At 72.4% G+C, this 15,535-nt stretch carries 15 protein-coding genes; 3 read left to right on the forward strand and 12 right to left on the reverse strand.

What is annotated here, in order from left to right; genetic code table 11:
• The 5 genes from ABEA93_RS27855 to ABEA93_RS27875 all read right to left on the reverse strand — a co-directional run bounded on the left by ABEA93_RS27855 (position 1) and on the right by ABEA93_RS27875 (position 5,226).
• Complete coding sequence (locus tag ABEA93_RS27855) at positions 1 to 1,608, reverse strand: bifunctional uroporphyrinogen-III C-methyltransferase/uroporphyrinogen-III synthase (RefSeq protein ID WP_345678558.1); 1,608 nt, start codon at positions 1,606 to 1,608, stop codon at positions 1 to 3.
• Positions 1,605 to 2,567 carry a hydroxymethylbilane synthase gene (gene hemC / locus ABEA93_RS27860; RefSeq protein ID WP_425585125.1) on the reverse strand — a complete coding sequence of 321 codons (963 nt, stop codon included), beginning with the start codon at positions 2,565 to 2,567 and terminating at the stop codon, positions 1,605 to 1,607. The genes ABEA93_RS27855 and hemC overlap by 4 nt, the downstream gene beginning before the upstream one ends.
• A complete protein-coding gene (locus tag ABEA93_RS27865; protein WP_345678559.1) occupies positions 2,564 to 3,913 on the reverse strand; it encodes a glutamyl-tRNA reductase in 1,350 nt (449 codons plus the stop codon). The genes hemC and ABEA93_RS27865 overlap by 4 nt, the downstream gene beginning before the upstream one ends.
• Positions 3,914 to 3,959: 46 nt before the next feature.
• Positions 3,960 to 4,760, reverse strand: a complete 801-nt coding sequence (locus ABEA93_RS27870; protein WP_345678560.1) for a redox-sensing transcriptional repressor Rex — start codon at positions 4,758 to 4,760, stop codon at positions 3,960 to 3,962.
• A 160-nt stretch (positions 4,761 to 4,920) separates the two neighbouring features.
• Entirely contained in the window at positions 4,921 to 5,226 is a 306-nt protein-coding gene (locus ABEA93_RS27875; RefSeq protein WP_425585126.1) for a glutaredoxin family protein, read from the reverse strand.
• Positions 5,227 to 5,437: 211 nt separating this feature from the next.
• On the opposite strand from ABEA93_RS27875, the gene ABEA93_RS27880 reads away from it, so the two are divergent.
• The 3 genes from ABEA93_RS27880 to ABEA93_RS27890 all read left to right on the forward strand — a co-directional run bounded on the left by ABEA93_RS27880 (position 5,438) and on the right by ABEA93_RS27890 (position 8,872).
• The gene (locus ABEA93_RS27880) at positions 5,438 to 6,418 is read left to right on the forward strand and encodes an HAD family hydrolase (protein WP_345678561.1); all 981 of its coding nucleotides are present in this window, start codon (positions 5,438 to 5,440) and stop codon (positions 6,416 to 6,418) included.
• Between the two features lie 290 nt (positions 6,419 to 6,708).
• On the forward strand, positions 6,709 to 7,494 hold the full coding sequence (locus ABEA93_RS27885) for an ECF subfamily RNA polymerase sigma factor, BldN family (protein WP_345678562.1): 786 nt from the start codon (positions 6,709 to 6,711) through the stop codon (positions 7,492 to 7,494).
• Between the two features lie 145 nt (positions 7,495 to 7,639).
• Positions 7,640 to 8,872, forward strand: a complete 1,233-nt coding sequence (locus tag ABEA93_RS27890) for a DUF5667 domain-containing protein (protein WP_345678563.1) — start codon at positions 7,640 to 7,642, stop codon at positions 8,870 to 8,872.
• A 114-nt stretch (positions 8,873 to 8,986) separates the two neighbouring features.
• Here ABEA93_RS27890 and ABEA93_RS27895 read toward each other — a convergent pair whose 3' ends face one another.
• From ABEA93_RS27895 to ABEA93_RS27925, 7 genes are all read right to left on the reverse strand, one after another.
• Entirely contained in the window at positions 8,987 to 10,159 is a 1,173-nt protein-coding gene (locus tag ABEA93_RS27895) for a lysophospholipid acyltransferase family protein (protein ID WP_345678564.1), read from the reverse strand.
• The gene (locus ABEA93_RS27900; protein WP_345678565.1) at positions 10,152 to 11,237 is read right to left on the reverse strand and encodes an NAD-dependent epimerase/dehydratase family protein; all 1,086 of its coding nucleotides are present in this window, start codon (positions 11,235 to 11,237) and stop codon (positions 10,152 to 10,154) included. Before ABEA93_RS27900 ends, ABEA93_RS27895 begins: the two co-directional genes overlap by 8 nt.
• A gap of 212 nt (positions 11,238 to 11,449) precedes the next feature.
• Positions 11,450 to 11,548, reverse strand: coding sequence for a 30S ribosomal protein bS22 (locus tag ABEA93_RS27905; RefSeq protein ID WP_012854759.1), 99 nt, complete (start codon positions 11,546 to 11,548; stop codon positions 11,450 to 11,452).
• Positions 11,549 to 11,751: 203 nt separating this feature from the next.
• On the reverse strand, positions 11,752 to 11,955 hold the full coding sequence (locus tag ABEA93_RS27910) for a helix-turn-helix domain-containing protein (protein ID WP_020549639.1): 204 nt from the start codon (positions 11,953 to 11,955) through the stop codon (positions 11,752 to 11,754).
• Positions 11,956 to 12,103: 148 nt separating this feature from the next.
• The gene (locus ABEA93_RS27915) at positions 12,104 to 12,922 is read right to left on the reverse strand and encodes a phosphatase (RefSeq protein ID WP_345678566.1); all 819 of its coding nucleotides are present in this window, start codon (positions 12,920 to 12,922) and stop codon (positions 12,104 to 12,106) included.
• An 85-nt stretch (positions 12,923 to 13,007) separates the two neighbouring features.
• On the reverse strand, positions 13,008 to 14,195 hold the full coding sequence (locus ABEA93_RS27920) for an acetoin utilization protein AcuC (RefSeq protein ID WP_345678567.1): 1,188 nt from the start codon (positions 14,193 to 14,195) through the stop codon (positions 13,008 to 13,010).
• A gap of 10 nt (positions 14,196 to 14,205) precedes the next feature.
• The gene (locus ABEA93_RS27925) at positions 14,206 to 15,489 is read right to left on the reverse strand and encodes an MFS transporter (protein ID WP_345678568.1); all 1,284 of its coding nucleotides are present in this window, start codon (positions 15,487 to 15,489) and stop codon (positions 14,206 to 14,208) included.
• Positions 15,490 to 15,535: the final 46 nt, after the last annotated feature.

The following is a 15,535-nucleotide window of genomic DNA, read 5'->3' on the forward strand; positions in this document are numbered from 1 at the left end:
CTACTTCGCCTTCCTCCGCGACCCCGGACGCCGTTCGCTCGGCCGCGTCACCGGGTCGCCCGCCTCGATCAGGGAAGCCCGCCGCGCCGCGCCGAACTCCGCGAGGGCCTCCGCCAAGGCTGCCACAGAAGGCTCCGGCGCCATGACGTCCACGCGCAATCCGTGCTCCTCGGCGGTCTTCGCGGTCGCCGAGCCGATACACGCGATCACCGTCACCGCGTGCGGCTTGCCCGCGATACCGACCAGGTTCCGGACCGTGGACGACGAGGTGAACAGCACCGCGTCGAACCCGCCGCCCTTGATCGCCTCACGGGTCTCGGCGGGCGGCGGCGCCGCGCGCACCGTGCGGTACGCGGTGACGTCGTCGACCTCCCAGCCCAGCTCCACCAGGCCCGCGACCAGCGTCTCGGTCGCGATGTCGGCACGCGGCAGGAACACCCGGTCGATCGGGTCGAACACCGGGTCGTACGGCGGCCAGTCCTCCAGCAGCCCGGCGGCCGACTGCTCGCCGCTCGGCACCAGGTCCGGCTTCACGCCGAAGTCCACGAGCGCCTTCGCGGTCTGCTCGCCCACCGCGGCGACCTTGATGCCGGCGAACGCACGCGCGTCCAGGCCGTACTCCTCGAACCGCTCGCGGACCGCCTTCACCGCGTTGGTCGAGGTGAACGCCACCCACTCGTAGCGCCCGGTGACCAGGCCCTTGATGGCCCGCTCCATCTGCTGCGGAGTACGCGGCGGCTCGACCGCGATGGTCGGCACCTCGTGCGGCACCGCACCGTACGAGCGCAACTGCTCGGACAGCGACGCCGACTGCTCCTTGGTCCGCGGCACCAGCACCCGCCACCCGAACAGCTGCTTCGTCTCGAACCACGACAGCGTGTCCCGCTGCCCGACCACGTCGCCGACCACCACGACGGCAGGCTGCACGACCCGCGCCGTCTTCAGGTCCGCCGCGACGTTCGCCAGGGTCGACACGATCGTGCGCTGCTCGGTCGTGGTGCCGTTCGTCGTCACCGACACCGGCGTGGCCGGCTTGCGGCCGCCCGCGACCAGCTCCTGCGCGATCTCCGCGATCTGGTCGACCGGGCCGCGCAGCACCAGCGTGCCGTCCGCGGCCCCCACGGTCGCCCAGTCGGTCGACGCCTCGGCGGTGTCCAGCACCCGCACGCCGCCGCCCGCCCGCGCACTGTGCAACGGCACACCCGCGTACGCCGGCACGGCCGTGCACACCGGCACGCCGGGCACGACCTCGAACGGCACCTTCGCCTTCGCGACGGTGGCGATCTCGTCCACCGCGCTCTGGTCGACGACCGGGTCGCCGTCCACCGTGCGGACCACCTGCTTGCCCGCGCGCGCCGCTGTCACCAGCAGCTTCGCGCGGCCCGCGGCGGCCAGCGGCTCGCCGTCCTCGCCGCCCGACGGGTCGACGACCTCGACGTCGGGGCGGGCGTGGAACAGCACCTGGGCGCGCGTCGAGGCATCCGCGACGACGACATCGGCGTCGGCGAGAACCTCCACCGCACGCAGCGTCAGCAGACGCGGATCACCGGGTCCGGCACCGACGAAGGTGACGGTTCCGCTGGGCTTCTTCTTCGCTCTGGGGCTCAAGGGACGCGCTCCCCCATAAGACCGGCGGCACCCCGGGCAAGCATCTCCGCGGCCAGCGATCGGCCGAGCGACGCCGCCTCGTCCAGGGGTCCGGTGGCGGACAACCGCACACTGTGGGCGCCGTCGGCACTCGCGACGATCGCCCGCAGGTACAGCTCGGTGACCTCCTCGCCGTCGGACTCCCCCGCGGACACGTCCGCGAGAGCGCCCACCGGAGCCGAGCAACCGGCCTCCAGTTCGGCGAGCAGCATGCGCTCGGCAAGCACGGCGCCCCGGGTACCGGGGTCGTCGAGAACACCGAGCAGTTCGACGAGCGACGCGTCCGAAGACGCGCACTCGACCGCCAGCGCCCCTTGACCGGGGGCCGGCAGCATCTGGAGCGGATCGAGGACCTCGGTGGCCTCCTCCGCACGACCCAGCCGGGCAAGGCCCGCCTTGGCCAAAACGACCGCGTCCAGCTCGCCGGACGTGACGAACTTGATGCGCGTGTCCACGTTGCCGCGGATCGGCACGATCTCGTGCCCGAGCCCCAGCGCACGCAACTGCGCGGCACGGCGCGGCGATCCGGTGCCGATCCGGGACCCCGCGGGCAGCTCGCCCAGCGTCAGCCCGTCGCGCGCGATCAGCGCGTCCCGCGGGTCCTGGCGCAGCGGCACCGCCGCCAGCGACAGACCCTCGGGGTCCGCGGTCGGCAGGTCCTTCAGCGAGTGCACCGCGAAGTCCACGCTGCCTTCCAGCAGCGCGTCGCGCAGCGCCGAGACGAACACGCCCGTCCCGCCGATCTGCGCCAAGTGCTCCCGCGACGTGTCGCCGTAGGTGGTGATCTCCACCAACTCGACCTCGCGGCCGGTCAGTTCGGTCACCGCTGCGGCGACATGCCCGGACTGGGCCATCGCCAGCGCACTGCGCCGCGTCCCCAGCCGCAACGGCTTGCCGGTCATGTCGGCCATACGGCTCATGCGGCACCGCCTTCCCGGCTCTCGCCCGCGGCCGGCGCCGACTCGACGTCGGCGCGGCTCACCGCGGCCATCGGCCCCGGGCCCAGGTCGAACAGCGTGCGCAGCGCCTCCGCGTACGACGCGCCGCCCGGCTCGCCCGCGAGCTGCCGCATCCGCACCGTCGGCGCGTGCAGCAGCTTGTCCACGATGCGCCGCACGGTCTGCTCGACCTCGCCGCGCTCCTTCGCGTCCAGCTCCGGGGTCCGCCCGGCGAGCCGCTCCAGTTCGCCGCGCACCACGTCGGCGGCCATCGCGCGGAGCGCCACCACCGTCGGCGTCACGACCTGCGCGCGCTGCGCGTTCGCGAACTCGGCGACCTCGTCGGCGACCAGGCGCCGCACCACGTCCACGTCCGCGGTGCCCTGCACGCCCGACCCCAGGTCGGCCAGCAGCTCCAGGTCGATGACGTGCACGCCGTCCATGCCGTGCACCGCGGGGTCGACGTCGCGCGGCAGCGCCAAGTCGACCAGCACCAGCGCGTCCTCGGCGCCGCGGTCGCGCCGCGCTTCGAGGACCCGCTCGACCTCGGCGGCCGTGATCACCAGGCCGGTCGCGCCGGTGCACGAGATCACCACGTCCGCGGCGGCGATCGCGTCCGGCAGCGCCGTCATCGGCACCGCGCGCCCGCCGACCTGGTCGGCCAGGTGCTCGGCACGCTCGTAGGTGCGGTTCGTGACGACGATGTTGCCCGCGTGCTGCCGCTGCAGGGTCGCCGCGGCCAGCGAACTCATCGAGCCCGCACCGACCACCAGGGTCCGCGCGCCCGCCACCGGGCGCACCAGCTCCTCGGCCTTCGCCAGCGCCACCGTGACCAGCGACTGGCCGGCCCGGTCGATGTCCGTCTCGCTGTGCGCGCGCTTGCCGACCCGCAGCGCCTGCTGCGCCAGGTCGTTGAGCACGCGTCCGGCGGTGTCCTGCTCCTGCGCGAGCGCGAGCGCCGTCTTGAGCTGGCCGAGGATCTGGCCCTCGCCCACCACCATCGAGTCCAGGCCGCACGCGACCGAGAACAGGTGGTGCACCGCGCGCTCTTCGTAGTGCACGTACAGGTGCGGGGTCAGCTCGTCGATGCCGACGCCGGTGTGCCGCGCGAGCAGCCCGGACAGGTCGGCGACGCCGCCGTGGAAGCGGTCGACGTCCGCGTACAGCTCGACACGGTTGCAGGTCGACAGCAGCAGCGCTTCGGCCACCGGCTCGGCGCCGGCGATGTCGCGCAGCAGCTTGGTCTGGGTGTCACCGGACACCGACACCCGCTCCAGCAGGCTTACCGGAGCGGTGCGGTGGCTCAGCCCGACCACGAGGACGCTCATGCTTCGGTCCTCGCGATCGGGCAGGGGGCAACTACTGGTCCGACGTTCACGCCGGCATCACCTCGGGCAAATCGCCGCCGAGGTCGCCGCCCGAGGCGGTCGGCCGGGTTACGGCGGGGGCAACAGCAGGGGAAACTGCGGGAGTCACCGCAGCAGGCACCGGAGCGGGCCCGGGGGCCGGCTCGGTCGACGACTTGCGCTGCTCGTGGAACGCCAGGATCTGCAGCTCTATCGACAGGTCGACCTTGCGGACGTCCACGCCCTCGGGCACGGTCAGCACCGTCGGTGCGAAGTTCAGAATGCTCGTGATCCCGGCGGCGACCAGCCGGTCCGCGACACCCTGCGCGGCCGGCGCCGGCGTCGTGATGACCCCGATGGACACGCCGTCGTCGCGCACGATCTGCTCGAGGTCGTCCATGTGCCGCACGACCATCCCGGCTATCCGCTGCCCCGCGACCGCGCGGTCCGCGTCCAGCAGCGCCGCCACCCGGAACCCGCGCGACGCGAACCCGCCGTAGTTGGCGAGCGCGTGGCCCAGGTTGCCGATCCCGATGATGGCGACCGGCCAGTCCTGCGTCAGACCGAGTTCGCGGGAAATCTGGTAGACGAGGTACTCGACGTCGTAGCCGACACCACGCGTGCCGTACGACCCGAGGTACGACAAGTCCTTGCGCAGCTTCGCGGAGTTGACCCCCGCGGCGGCCGCCAGCTCCTCGGAGGACACGGTCGGCACACCGCGCTCCGACAGCGCGGTCAGCGCTCGGAGGTACAGCGGGAGCCGCGCCACCGTCGCCTCGGGAATACCGCGTCCCCGGTGCGCCGGTCGCTCGGTACGGCCTGTAGCCACGGTGCTCCTGTGGGTGGGACCTGCGGTTTCGACTGCCAGGTTAGGCTCTTGTGAACGTGTGCACAAAGCCGATGTCCGTTTTGTGTACCTGTCGTGACATGCATCACGCGACGGTTCCCGGGAAGTCCTGTGAACTCGCTCACAGATGGTGACTCGGCGTTCACCCCAAGGCAGCGCGAAAGCGGCGTTCGTCGACCCGCCAGAAGTCGTGCTGCCGTCCGTCGACGAACGTCACCGGGATCTGCTCCCCGTACTCCGCCTCCAACTTCGGGTCGCTCGTGATGTCGACCTCCTCCCAGCGCACACCCAGCTCTCCCGCCACACGCGCCACCACCGCCCGCGCGTCGTCGCACAAGTGGCAGCCGGGACGCGTGAGAAGGGTGACCAGCTCCGCCCGCGACTCCGCACGGGTGGTTCGCGGGGTGGAATCCGAGGGGGCGCCACTGCGCCGGCGAAAGATGCTCACATTTCGATTGTCCTCGGCCGAAGGAGTGGCCGGGACCACGCCCGGACACCGACGGACATCGCACGTGATCAGGTTCGGTCGAGGATGGCCGCGGATCCGCCGAAATCCCGCAGCACTTCGGGCGCGTCCCGCATCAAGCGCTCATCAACGCAACACACAAGCGCAAGCAGAGCGCCACACACCCGCAACGCGCGGCGATTAGGCTCGCGGTATGGCTCTCCTGCGCCGAGGTGTCGGACGGAATTCGCTCACGCGCGCGGTCACGGCCGGCGAGGCCGCGGCAGCCGCCGCCCACGCCACCGCCCACCCGGACGAGCTGCCCGGCGGACGCCCGGACACCGGCACGGAAACCGGCACGGAAGCCCGGCCCGGCCCCGAAACCCCCGGCGACACGCCCGAACCGGCGGAAAACGAACCGCCGCTTCTCGGCGCCGCGTTCTTCGACCTCGACAACACCGTCATGCGCGGCGCGTCGATCTTCCACATGGCCCGCGGCCTCTACGCCCGCGACTTCTTCGACACCCGCGACATCGCCCGCTTCGGCTGGCAGCAGGCCCGGTTCCGGCTCGGCGGCGAGCACATGGGCCACGTCGGCGACGCCCAGGAAGCCGCCCTGTCCTTCGTCAAGGGCCACACCATCGAGGAAGTCACCGCCCTCGGCGAGGAGATCTTCGACGAGTACATGGCCGACAAGATCTGGCCCGGCACCCGCGCCCTCGCCCAAATGCACCTCGACGCCGACCGCCAGGTCTGGCTCGTCACCGCCGCGCCCATCGAGATCGCCTCGACCATCGCCCGCCGCCTCGGCCTCACCGGCGCCCTCGGCACCGTCTCGGAGACCCGCAACGGCCAGTACACCGGCCGCCTGGTCGGCGAACTCCTGCACGGCGAAGCCAAAGCCGAAGCCGTCCGCGGCCTCGCCGCCCGCGAAGGCCTCGACCTCGCGGACTGCTCCGCCTACAGCGACTCGGCCAACGACATCCCGATGCTGTCCCTCGTCGGCGACCCCTGCGCGGTCAACCCGGACGGCCGACTCCGGCGCCACGCCCGGAGACACGGCTGGCGTACCAAGGACTACCGAACCGGCCGTAAAGCCGCCCGCATCGGCATCCCCGCCGCCGCCGGAATCGGCGCCGTCGCCGGCGCGCTGGCCGCCGGCACCGCCGTCCGCCGCCGCGCCGCACTCGTCTGACCGGATGGCTTTCCACCGCCGCACGCGTCGGCCAACACGCGCCCGACACGCGGAGATACGCGGCTTGTAGCACCGAACGCTGGGCCTGTCTTGGGAATAGCCCAAACCGCACACTTCCGCGGGCCAGAGCGGTAGCTTCGCATCGCCGATGGACACACTTGGTATCCCTTCCTTTACTAAGCGTTATTCTCGATCGGCGCACAGCAGTCACCGATGTCCCTACGATGGGTGACCGTCTCCGCACAGCAAGTCATGACGCCGAAGATGATGCCGACGCAACAGGGAGTCCCGTGCACCGAATCGTCCGGGTTGACGTGACCGGGCTGGCGACGCTGCGAGCGGCGGTGATCGCCGCGCTCGCCCCCTGGCCCAACGACCTCGCCTTCGCCGCCTCCGTCGCCGACACGGGACGCACCCGCGAAAGCACGTTCTCCGGTGCGCTCAGCCGCGCGGCGAAGACCGGGACCACCGAGCCGGCCAAACCGGCCCGCGGCTCCGGCTACACCCGCGGGAGCGCCCCCGACGGCGAAGCGGCCCGCATCATGGCGCTGGTCGAACTCGCCCAGGAAGGCGACAACGAGGCCTTCGCCCAGCTCTACGACAACTACCTCGACACGGTCTACCGCTACATCTACTACCGCGTCGGCAGCAAAGCCGTCGCCGAAGACCTCACCAGCGAGACGTTCCTGCGCGCCCTGCGCCGCATCGGCACGTTCACCTGGCAGGGCCGCGACTTCGGCGCCTGGCTCGTCACCATCGCCCGCAACCTGGTCGCCGACCACTTCAAGTCCAGCCGCTTCCGCCTCGAAGTCACCACCGGCGAAATGCTCGACGCGAACGAGGTCGAGGCCAGCCCCGAGGACTGCGTCCTGGAGACCCTCTCCAACGCCGCGCTCCTCGAAGCGGTCCGCAAGCTCAACCCCCAGCAGCAGGAATGCGTCACCCTCCGCTTCCTGCAAGGCCTCTCCGTCGCCGAGACCGCCCGCATCATGGGCAAGAACGAGGGAGCCATCAAGACCCTGCAGTACCGAGCCGTCCGCACCCTCGCACGCCTCCTGCCGGAGGACGTGCGGTGAATCACACTTCCGTAACCCCCGAGGGCATCGAGTCGTTCTCCCAGATAGCGACCCCCTCGGGGGCGCGACGCGGCGGGGAGCCGACTCACGGCCCCCGACCCGTAGACGTCCCCGGACGAGGATCTGGGGAGAGGAGGTGCGGCCCGTGAGCATCGCGGTTGTGGACCGACGGCGCATTGCGGCCTTTGCGCAGGCGCTCGACGAACTGGAATCCGGCCTCGCGCCGAGCCGGGGGGAGACCCGCGGAGACGGCCAGGGGGACCCGGAGACCGCGGCACATTTGGCCGCGGTCGCCCTGCTGAGAGACACCGGAGGCCAAGCGCCCGCCCCCGCGGCCGACTTCCGCGCCGCGCTCCGCGCCCGCCTCCTCGACGAGGCCGCCGCGCTGCCCGCGGCGGCCGCCGTCCCCGCCCCGCGCGGCGCACACCGCCGCGCGGTCCCCGCCGTCCGAACGCGCGCCACCCGCTGGCGCCGCCGCTGCGCGGTGGCCGGTGCCGCCCTCGTGCTGACCGGCGGCAGCCTCGGCGGCATCGCGTACGCCAGCACCGACGCCCTGCCCGGCGACATGACCTACAGCGTCAAGCGCGGCATCGAAGACCTCAAGCTGTCCTGGGCCGGCTCCGACCGCGAACGCGGCGAGGAATACCTCAAGCAGGCCCGCACCCGGCTGTCCGAAGCCGAGCGGCTGCTCGACCGCAGCGGCAACGGCACCGTGTCCGCGAGCACCACGGGCCACCTCAAAGAGGTGCTCACCGACATGCGCGACGAGACCACGCACGGCCGCGCCCTGCTCACCGACACGTACAACGCGAACCAGAGCAAGGTCGGCCCCATGCGCGACCTCGCCGACTTCGCGCAGAACGGCCGCACGCGCATGGACCGCATCGACGAACGGCTCCCCGGCGAACTCGCCGCGGACCGCGCCATGGTGTGGAACCTCCTGAACGACATCCGCGCCCAGGTCACCACCATCCCCGGCGCCGTCGGCCCCGACGACGAGGCGTCGTCCGGCACGGGAAAGTCGGTCGGCCCCGGCCACCCCGGCACCACCCAGGGCCCCGGCGGCCGCCCCGTCCCGGGCACCACGCAGGCGCCCGGCGCCGCCCCGGCCCCGGCACAGCCCGGCCGGGACGCCGTGCCCGGCGGCGCCCCCGGCGCGGCCACCGCACCGGCCGGCGTGCTGCCGAGCGTGAACATCCCGCTGCTCGAACCGACCACGACGGGCACGGCGACCCCGGCGCCGACCCCGAGCCCCGTCGGCGTCAACGTCCCGGCACCGGCACTCCCGCCCGTGGGCCTCAACGTCCCGCCGCTGCTGCCCGGCCTGCCGGGCATCGGCATCACCATCGGCGGCGCACCGCAGACCCAGCAGCCCTGAGGGCCGGTCGGCACCGTACGGCGGCAGACCGGCAAACCCGCAAGCGAGGGCCCGGGCGGATTCTCCGCCCGGGCCCTCGCTCCTGCCGCGCTACCGCTCAGCTCGAAGGCACCCTCAGAAGAACACCGACCGCCGGTGCATGAGGACCTTGTAAATCGTGTGCTGGATCGTCTCCCGCACCTCGTCCGTCAGGTTGAAGACCACCATCGGATCGTCCGCGGTGTGCGCCGGATAGGTGTCCGTCCGAATCGGCTCGCCGAACTCGATCCGCCACTTCGTCGGCAACGGCACCAAACCCACCGGCCCGAGCAGCGGAAAAGTCGGCGTCACCGGGAAATACGGCAGACCCAGCAGCCGCGCCAACGTCCGGAAGTTGCCGATCATCGGATAAATCTCTTCGGCGCCGACAATCGAGCACGGCACGATCGGCACCCCGGTCCGCAGCGCCGACGACACGAAACCGCCCCGCCCGAACCGCTGCAACTTGTACCGGTCCTTGAACGGCTTCCCCAAGCCCTTGTAGCCCTCCGGCCACACCCCCACCAACTCGCCCTGCGACAACAGCCGCTCGGCATCCGCATGGCACGCCAGCGTGTGCCCGCTCTTCCGCGCCAGCTCCCCCACCAGCGGCAGCTGGAACACCAGGTCCGCACCCAGCAGCCGCAGGTTCCGCGCCTCCGGATGGTGGTCGTGCACCGCCACCTGCGTCATCAGGGCATCCAGCGGCAGCGTCCCGGAATGGTTCGCGACGATCAACGCGCCGCCCTTCGCCGGGACATGCTCCAGACCGCGCACCTCCACCCGGAAGTACTTCTCGTACAGCGGCCGCAGGAGCGACATCACCAGCTGGTCGGTCAGCTCTTGGTCGAAGCCGAACTCGTCGACCTCGTACTCCCCGGTGACCCGGCGCCGGAGGAACGCCAGCCCGTCGGCCGCCTTGTCCTCCCAGTCCGGCCCCGCCAGCCCCTCCGCGAGCCCGCGCGCCGCACCGCCCACCAGCCCGCCCAGCGCCCCCGCGAACATCCCGAACCCGGCCCCCCGCGACCGCCCCGCCCGCTCGCCGGCACCAGCACCGAGCCGCCGCGCCTCGCGGACCGGCACCTCCGCGCCGTCCGGAGCCTCCCCGGCTTCCCCGGCCTCCCCGTCCTCCGCCGGGAACTCCTCCGGCTCGTCCGCGACCGGCTGCCGCAGCGCCGACTCGGCCGACTGCGCCGACCGCGCCGACCGCCCGGAACGCCGCGCGCCCCGGGCGCCGCCCTCGAACGGGATGATCCGGGCGTCACCCATCAGCACTCCTCCTCGCCTGCCCTGCGCTTGCCTGCCCTGCGCCTGCCTGCGCCGCGCCCGCCGCCAGCAGCGACGCGATCTGGTCCGACAGCCGGCCCACCCGCTCCGGGGCGGCCAACCCGCGCAGCCCGCGGCCGCGCACGAAGTCCTCGAACGTCTCCGCGGTCGTCCGCCGCGGCACGAACCCGAGCCGCTCCCGGGCCCGCGACGCGTCGACCACCCGCCCGTGCGTCAGCAGCCGCACCTGCTCGGCCGACAGATCCGCCGCACCGACCCGGCGCAGCCCCTGCCCGACCAGTCCGACCGCGGGCGACGGCACCGGCACCGCGGGCCGCCCGAGCCGCCGCGCGGCCTGCGACAGCAGCAGGACCCCGTCCGCGGCGATGTTGTACGTACCCGGCTGCCAGGCCGCCATGGCCACCCGAAGCGCGTCGAGCGCGTCCTCCTCGTGCAGGAACTGCAGCCGGGGGTCGTAGCCCAGCACGGTCGGCAGCAGGGCCAGCCCGAAGTAGTCGGCCATCGGCGAGCTGATCGTCGGCCCGAGGATCGGCGCGAACCGCAGCACCGACACCGCGACGTCCGGGCGGCGCCGCGCGAAGCCGCGCACATAGCCCTCGACCTCCACGGCGTCCTTCGCCCAGCCGGACGTCGGCGGGACGCGCGGCTCCATGTCCTCTTCGAAGATCGCCGGGTCGCGCGGCGAGGCCCCGTAGACCGCGGTCGTCGACCGGACCACCAGCGTGCGGATCGACGGCGCCTTCTGGCACGCCGCGAGCAGCTGCATGGTGCCGATGACGTTGGTCTCCTTCGCGGACACCGCCGTCCCCGGATACCCGGTCGGCGGCGTCTCGGCCGGGCTGAGGTGCACCACGGTGTCCACGCCGGCGGACGCCACGACCTTCGCGATCATCGGGTTGCGGATGTCCGCGAGGACGAACTCGACCCCGTCCAGCTCGTGCCGCGGTTCGACGGCGTCCACGCCGACCACCCGCTCGACCCCGGGCATCCCGCGCACCAGGCGCGCGAACCGGCTCCCCAGATCCCGGGTCACCCCGGTGACCAGTACGACTTTGGACATACCGCCAGCCCTCTCCCCGCTCGGGCCACGGCCGGTACCCGGCCGCGCACGCCAAGCGACGGGACACAACGTACTGTCCCGACACCCCTTCCGGGACGATCCAGGACACGCTTAACCGGGCGTTCACACCGAACGGCCGAGCGGGAAACGCAACGGGCCGCCGCCTCGCACCCGCAAGAGGGTGAAAGGCGGCGGCCCGGCAAGAATCGCGACTACTTCTTGTTACGGCGCTGGACGCGCGTCTTCTTGAGCAGCTTGCGGTGCTTCTTCTTCGCCATGCGCTTGCGGCGCTTCTTGATGACAGAGCCCATGGATAGACCTCGCTCACATGTACGAACGGACGACCCCGCCTGCGCGGAGAGAACGGACCGCTCCCACCACCCAGGGCAGGAACGCATTCCACTGCGCGGAACCAAGTCAGTCCGCACGTCGCGCATAGCCTACTCGCCGTCCCCGGGCACCCCGAAATGAGGCGTCCGGGGGCGACCCGGTCGCTAAGCGCGCACCCGCGGGTCTACGCCGTTTCGACGTACGAATCCCGCAGGTAGTCGTGGACGGCCTGTTCCGGAACCCGGAACGACCGGCCAACCCTGATCGCGGGCATCTCGCCGCTGTGCACCAGCCGGTACACGGTCATCTTCGAGACCCGCATCACCGCAGCCACCTCGGCCACAGTCAGAAAATTGACCTCGTTGAGAGGCCTCTCTCCAGAAGCCATGCCGCACCTGAACCATTCAGCACGCGACGGGCACCGGCTTCCCCTCCGGTGACATCCACACGCACGTGCGTACTTTCAGGGTAGTGGCGGGTGGTACCAGTGGGGAAGAGGAGGAGTTATCCGGCCTGTTTCGCCCATCCGGCTTGATTCAGGACAGTCCCGCACGATCCAGGCAGTACGCCAGCAGCGGTTTGTACAGGTGCGGGGCCACGTTGTCGTCCAGCGGAACGGCCACCGCGACCCGGTTTTCCTCCACGCCGACGAACAACGCGGGGTCGTTGCAGTCCGCGAAACCGATCGCGTCGACGCCCGCCTGGCCCGCCCCGCCGGCCCAGCCGTGGTCGCCGACCACGAGGCCGGGCAGTTCCTCGCCGGCGTCCGCGAGCGCGGTGAGCATCGCGCGGATCGGGCGGGCCGAGTGCGTGTGCTTGGGCTCGCCGACGTCGTCGACGACCACGGCGACCGGGCCGCGGTAGTCGATCGAGCGGAGTTTGGCGCCTTCCGAGGCGGGCGTCTTGTAGGTCCAGTCGCGGGCAGGGCGGAGGAGCGTACACCCCGCGTCCCGGAGGGCGCGCGCCACGCCGCGGTACCAGTCGAGCAGGCCGTCCGGGTGACCGGTGGCGACGACGACGCGCTCCCGGTCGCGGGCGGCGCGGCCGAGGCGGACGGCGTAGGCGTCCAGGGCGGCGATCGTGAGGTCCGGGTCGATGGTGTCCTGGCCGTTCAGGTGGGCGGGGTCGGCGGCGACTCCGCAACGGCGGACCATCAGCGCGAGGACCTCGTCGGGGGTCCAGGTGCCGTCGGGTTCCAGGCCGAAGAGGTAGCCGGGATGGCGCTCGCTCATGAGCCGGAAGTGCCGCAGGTTGTTCTCCCGCGGGGTCGCCACGTCGCCCGCGATGCGGCTGCGTACGAGATGCGCGCGCAGTGCCGCGCGGTCGGGGACCTGTCCGTTGCCGACTGCCGTCACGTCGTCCACCTGCCCGGTAGCTCGAAGGGTTGCGACCGACGTTCGGTTACCCGCGGCTCGGACATCTCAGGCGATCCCGGGGGCCTCAGACGTCGAAGAGGGGGTCGATCCCGTGGGCGGGGAAGACCGCCCGGCGGGTGGCCAGTACGGCCTGGTCGAGGCGGTCGCCGGGGTCGTACCCGGCCGAGAAGGGCCGGAAGTCGGGGGTGCGCCCGTCGGTCATGCGGTGCGGTGCGGTGTCGCCGGTCATGATGCGGACCTGCTCGCGCCACTCGAAGGGCAGTTCGGATTGGGGGTCGATCGGCGTGTGCGCGGCCTCGGCGACCAGGTGGGTCCAGATGCGCGGGACGACGTCGGTGGCCGCGTACCCGCCGCCGCCGGTGGCGATCCAGCGGCCGTCGCAGAAGCGGTGCGCGAGGTCGTGCAGGGCGACCGCGGCCTGGCGCTGGCCGTCGATGGTGAGGGCGAGGTGGGCCAGCGGGTCCTCGATGTGGGTGTCGGCGCCGTGCTGGCTGACCATGGCCTGCGGCCGGAAGGCCTCGACGAGAGGCGGCACGACCGCGTCGAAGGCGCGCAGCCAGTTGGCGTCCGCGATACCGGGCGGGAGGGCGACGTTGACGGCGGTGCCCTCGGCGTCGGGGCCGCCGGTCTCGTCCGGGAAGCCGGTGCCGGGGAACAGGAAGCGCGGGCTCTCGTGGAGGCTGATGGTGAGGACGCGCGGGTCGTTCCAGAAGGCGGCCTGGACGCCGTCGCCGTGGTGCACGTCGACGTCGACGTAGACGACGCGTTCGGCGCCGCGTTCGAGGAGTCGGGCGATGGCGAGGGCGGGGTCGTTGTAGACGCAGAATCCGGCGGCGGCGCCGGGCATGGCGTGGTGCAGGCCGCCCGCGAAGTTGACGGCGTGCGGGGCGTCGCCCTGCCAGACGGCGTCCGCGGCGGCGAGCGACGCGCCGGCGATGAGCGCGGAGACGTCGTGCATGTTCTTGAACGCCGGGGTGTCGTCGGTGCCGAGGCCGCGGGCCGGGTCGGCGGCGGACGGGTCCTCGCCGGCGCGGCGGACCGCGGCGATGTACTCGGGGGTGTGCACGAGCGCGAGTTCGCCGTCGGTCGCGGCGGCCGGGGCGAGGACGCGCAGGGCTTCGCCGGTGTCGAGGCCGAACGCGCGGACGAGGTCGAAGGTGAGGCGGAGCCGGACCGGCTTCATCGGGTGCCAGGTGCCGAAGTCGTAGCCGGTCATGCGGTCGTCCCACAACAGCTGCGCGGCTCGGCTCATGGCCTTCACGCTACCGGTCGGACGTGTCCTTCCGGAGGCCCTCGTGACGGGCTTCACCCTGGGGCGCGAAGGCCGAGGCCAGCGGCAGGATCGCGAGGACGAGGACGAGCGGGACGGCCATCGCGGCGCGGAACCCGGCGAGGTCGCCGACGGCGCCGACGAGCGGGGTGCCGATGAGGAATCCGGCGTAGTTGAAGAGGTTGAGGCGGGCGATGGCGGCGTCCGGGTCCCGGGGACTCGTGAGGGCTCCGGCGGCGAAGGTGAGCGGCACGAGCGTGCAGAGGCCGACGCCGAGGACGGTGAAGCCGACGAGGGCGGTGACCTGCTCGGGGGCGGCGATGACGACGGCGAATCCGGCGGCGGCGGTGACGGCGCCGGCGCGGACCACGGGGAGGGCGCCCCAGCGGCGGACGCCGAGGTCGCCGAGGGAGCGGCCGACGAGCTGGGTGATCATGTAGAGCAGGTAGGGCAGGGCTTTGTTGGCGTCGGCGTGCTGGACCTTGTCGGCGTAGACCGATCCCCAGGTGGAGACGGCGGAGTCGCCGAGGTAGATGACGGTCATGACGGCGCACAGCGGCAGCAGGACGCGCCACGGGACGGCGGGCTTGCCGTCGGTGCTCGCGGCGGGCGCCGGGACGGCGGATTTCGGCAGGTAGTGGCGTCCGGCGAGGACGGCGGCGGGGGCGGTGATGGCCCCGGTGATCGCGTACATGACGATCAGGGCGACGTCTTTGTGGTCGGAGAGCACGGCGATCCCGGCGCCGAGCATGCCGCCGACGCTCCAGGCCGCGTAGAAGCCGTTGACGACGCTGCGGCCTTCGCGGGCCTGGATGGCGACGGCCTGCATGTTCATGGAGGCGTCGACGGCGCCGAGGGAGAGTCCGAAGACGGCGAGGATGGCGGCGAGCTGCCAGACCTCGGTGCCGAGGCCGACGCCGACGGGGGTGAGGCAGACGATCGGCTGGGCGGTCCATAGGACGCGCTTGCTGCCGTACCGGTGGACGAGGTTCTCGGCGAGGACGCTGCCGACCCCCGCGATGATCGGGACCAGGGAGACGACGAGGGTCAGCGTGCCGTCGCCGAGCCCGTAGCGGTCCTGGATGCCGGTGAGCCGGGTGACCAGGGCCGCGAAGGAGGCCCCCTGGATCAGGAAGCCGGCCATGACCGCGACCCGGGCCCGGCGCACGGCGGCGTCGACCCGACCGGCGTCCGGGGTCGGGGTGCCGGGGTCGCGGTCGGGTATCGCGGCGGGCCCGGCGGCGCCTGCCGGGTCCTGCGGTTCGGTGGCCTGCATGAGGCGGGACGTTACTGGCGGGTTAGGTCAGTTGACAGATTTCTTG

It is taken from the genome of Yinghuangia aomiensis (assembly GCF_039542225.1).
Taxonomy (GTDB): Bacteria; Actinomycetota; Actinomycetes; order Streptomycetales; family Streptomycetaceae; genus Yinghuangia; species Yinghuangia aomiensis.

What these genes read in the sequence shown, in the direction of transcription:
- hemC (WP_425585125.1), bottom strand. Translation starts at nt 2,567, where the DNA reads ATGAGCCGTATGGCCGACATGACCGGCAAGCCGTTGCGGCTGGGGACG.
- ABEA93_RS27865 (WP_345678559.1), bottom strand. Translation starts at nt 3,913, where the DNA reads ATGAGCGTCCTCGTGGTCGGGCTGAGCCACCGCACCGCTCCGGTAAGC.
- ABEA93_RS27880 (WP_345678561.1), top strand. Translation starts at nt 5,438, where the DNA reads ATGGCTCTCCTGCGCCGAGGTGTCGGACGGAATTCGCTCACGCGCGCG.
- ABEA93_RS27895 (WP_345678564.1), bottom strand. Translation starts at nt 10,159, where the DNA reads ATGGGTGACGCCCGGATCATCCCGTTCGAGGGCGGCGCCCGGGGCGCG.
- ABEA93_RS27900 (WP_345678565.1), bottom strand. Translation starts at nt 11,237, where the DNA reads ATGTCCAAAGTCGTACTGGTCACCGGGGTGACCCGGGATCTGGGGAGC.
- ABEA93_RS27905 (WP_012854759.1), bottom strand. Translation starts at nt 11,548, where the DNA reads ATGGGCTCTGTCATCAAGAAGCGCCGCAAGCGCATGGCGAAGAAGAAG.
- ABEA93_RS27910 (WP_020549639.1), bottom strand. Translation starts at nt 11,955, where the DNA reads ATGGCTTCTGGAGAGAGGCCTCTCAACGAGGTCAATTTTCTGACTGTG.
- ABEA93_RS27920 (WP_345678567.1), bottom strand. Translation starts at nt 14,195, where the DNA reads ATGAGCCGAGCCGCGCAGCTGTTGTGGGACGACCGCATGACCGGCTAC.
- ABEA93_RS27925 (WP_345678568.1), bottom strand. Translation starts at nt 15,489, where the DNA reads ATGCAGGCCACCGAACCGCAGGACCCGGCAGGCGCCGCCGGGCCCGCC.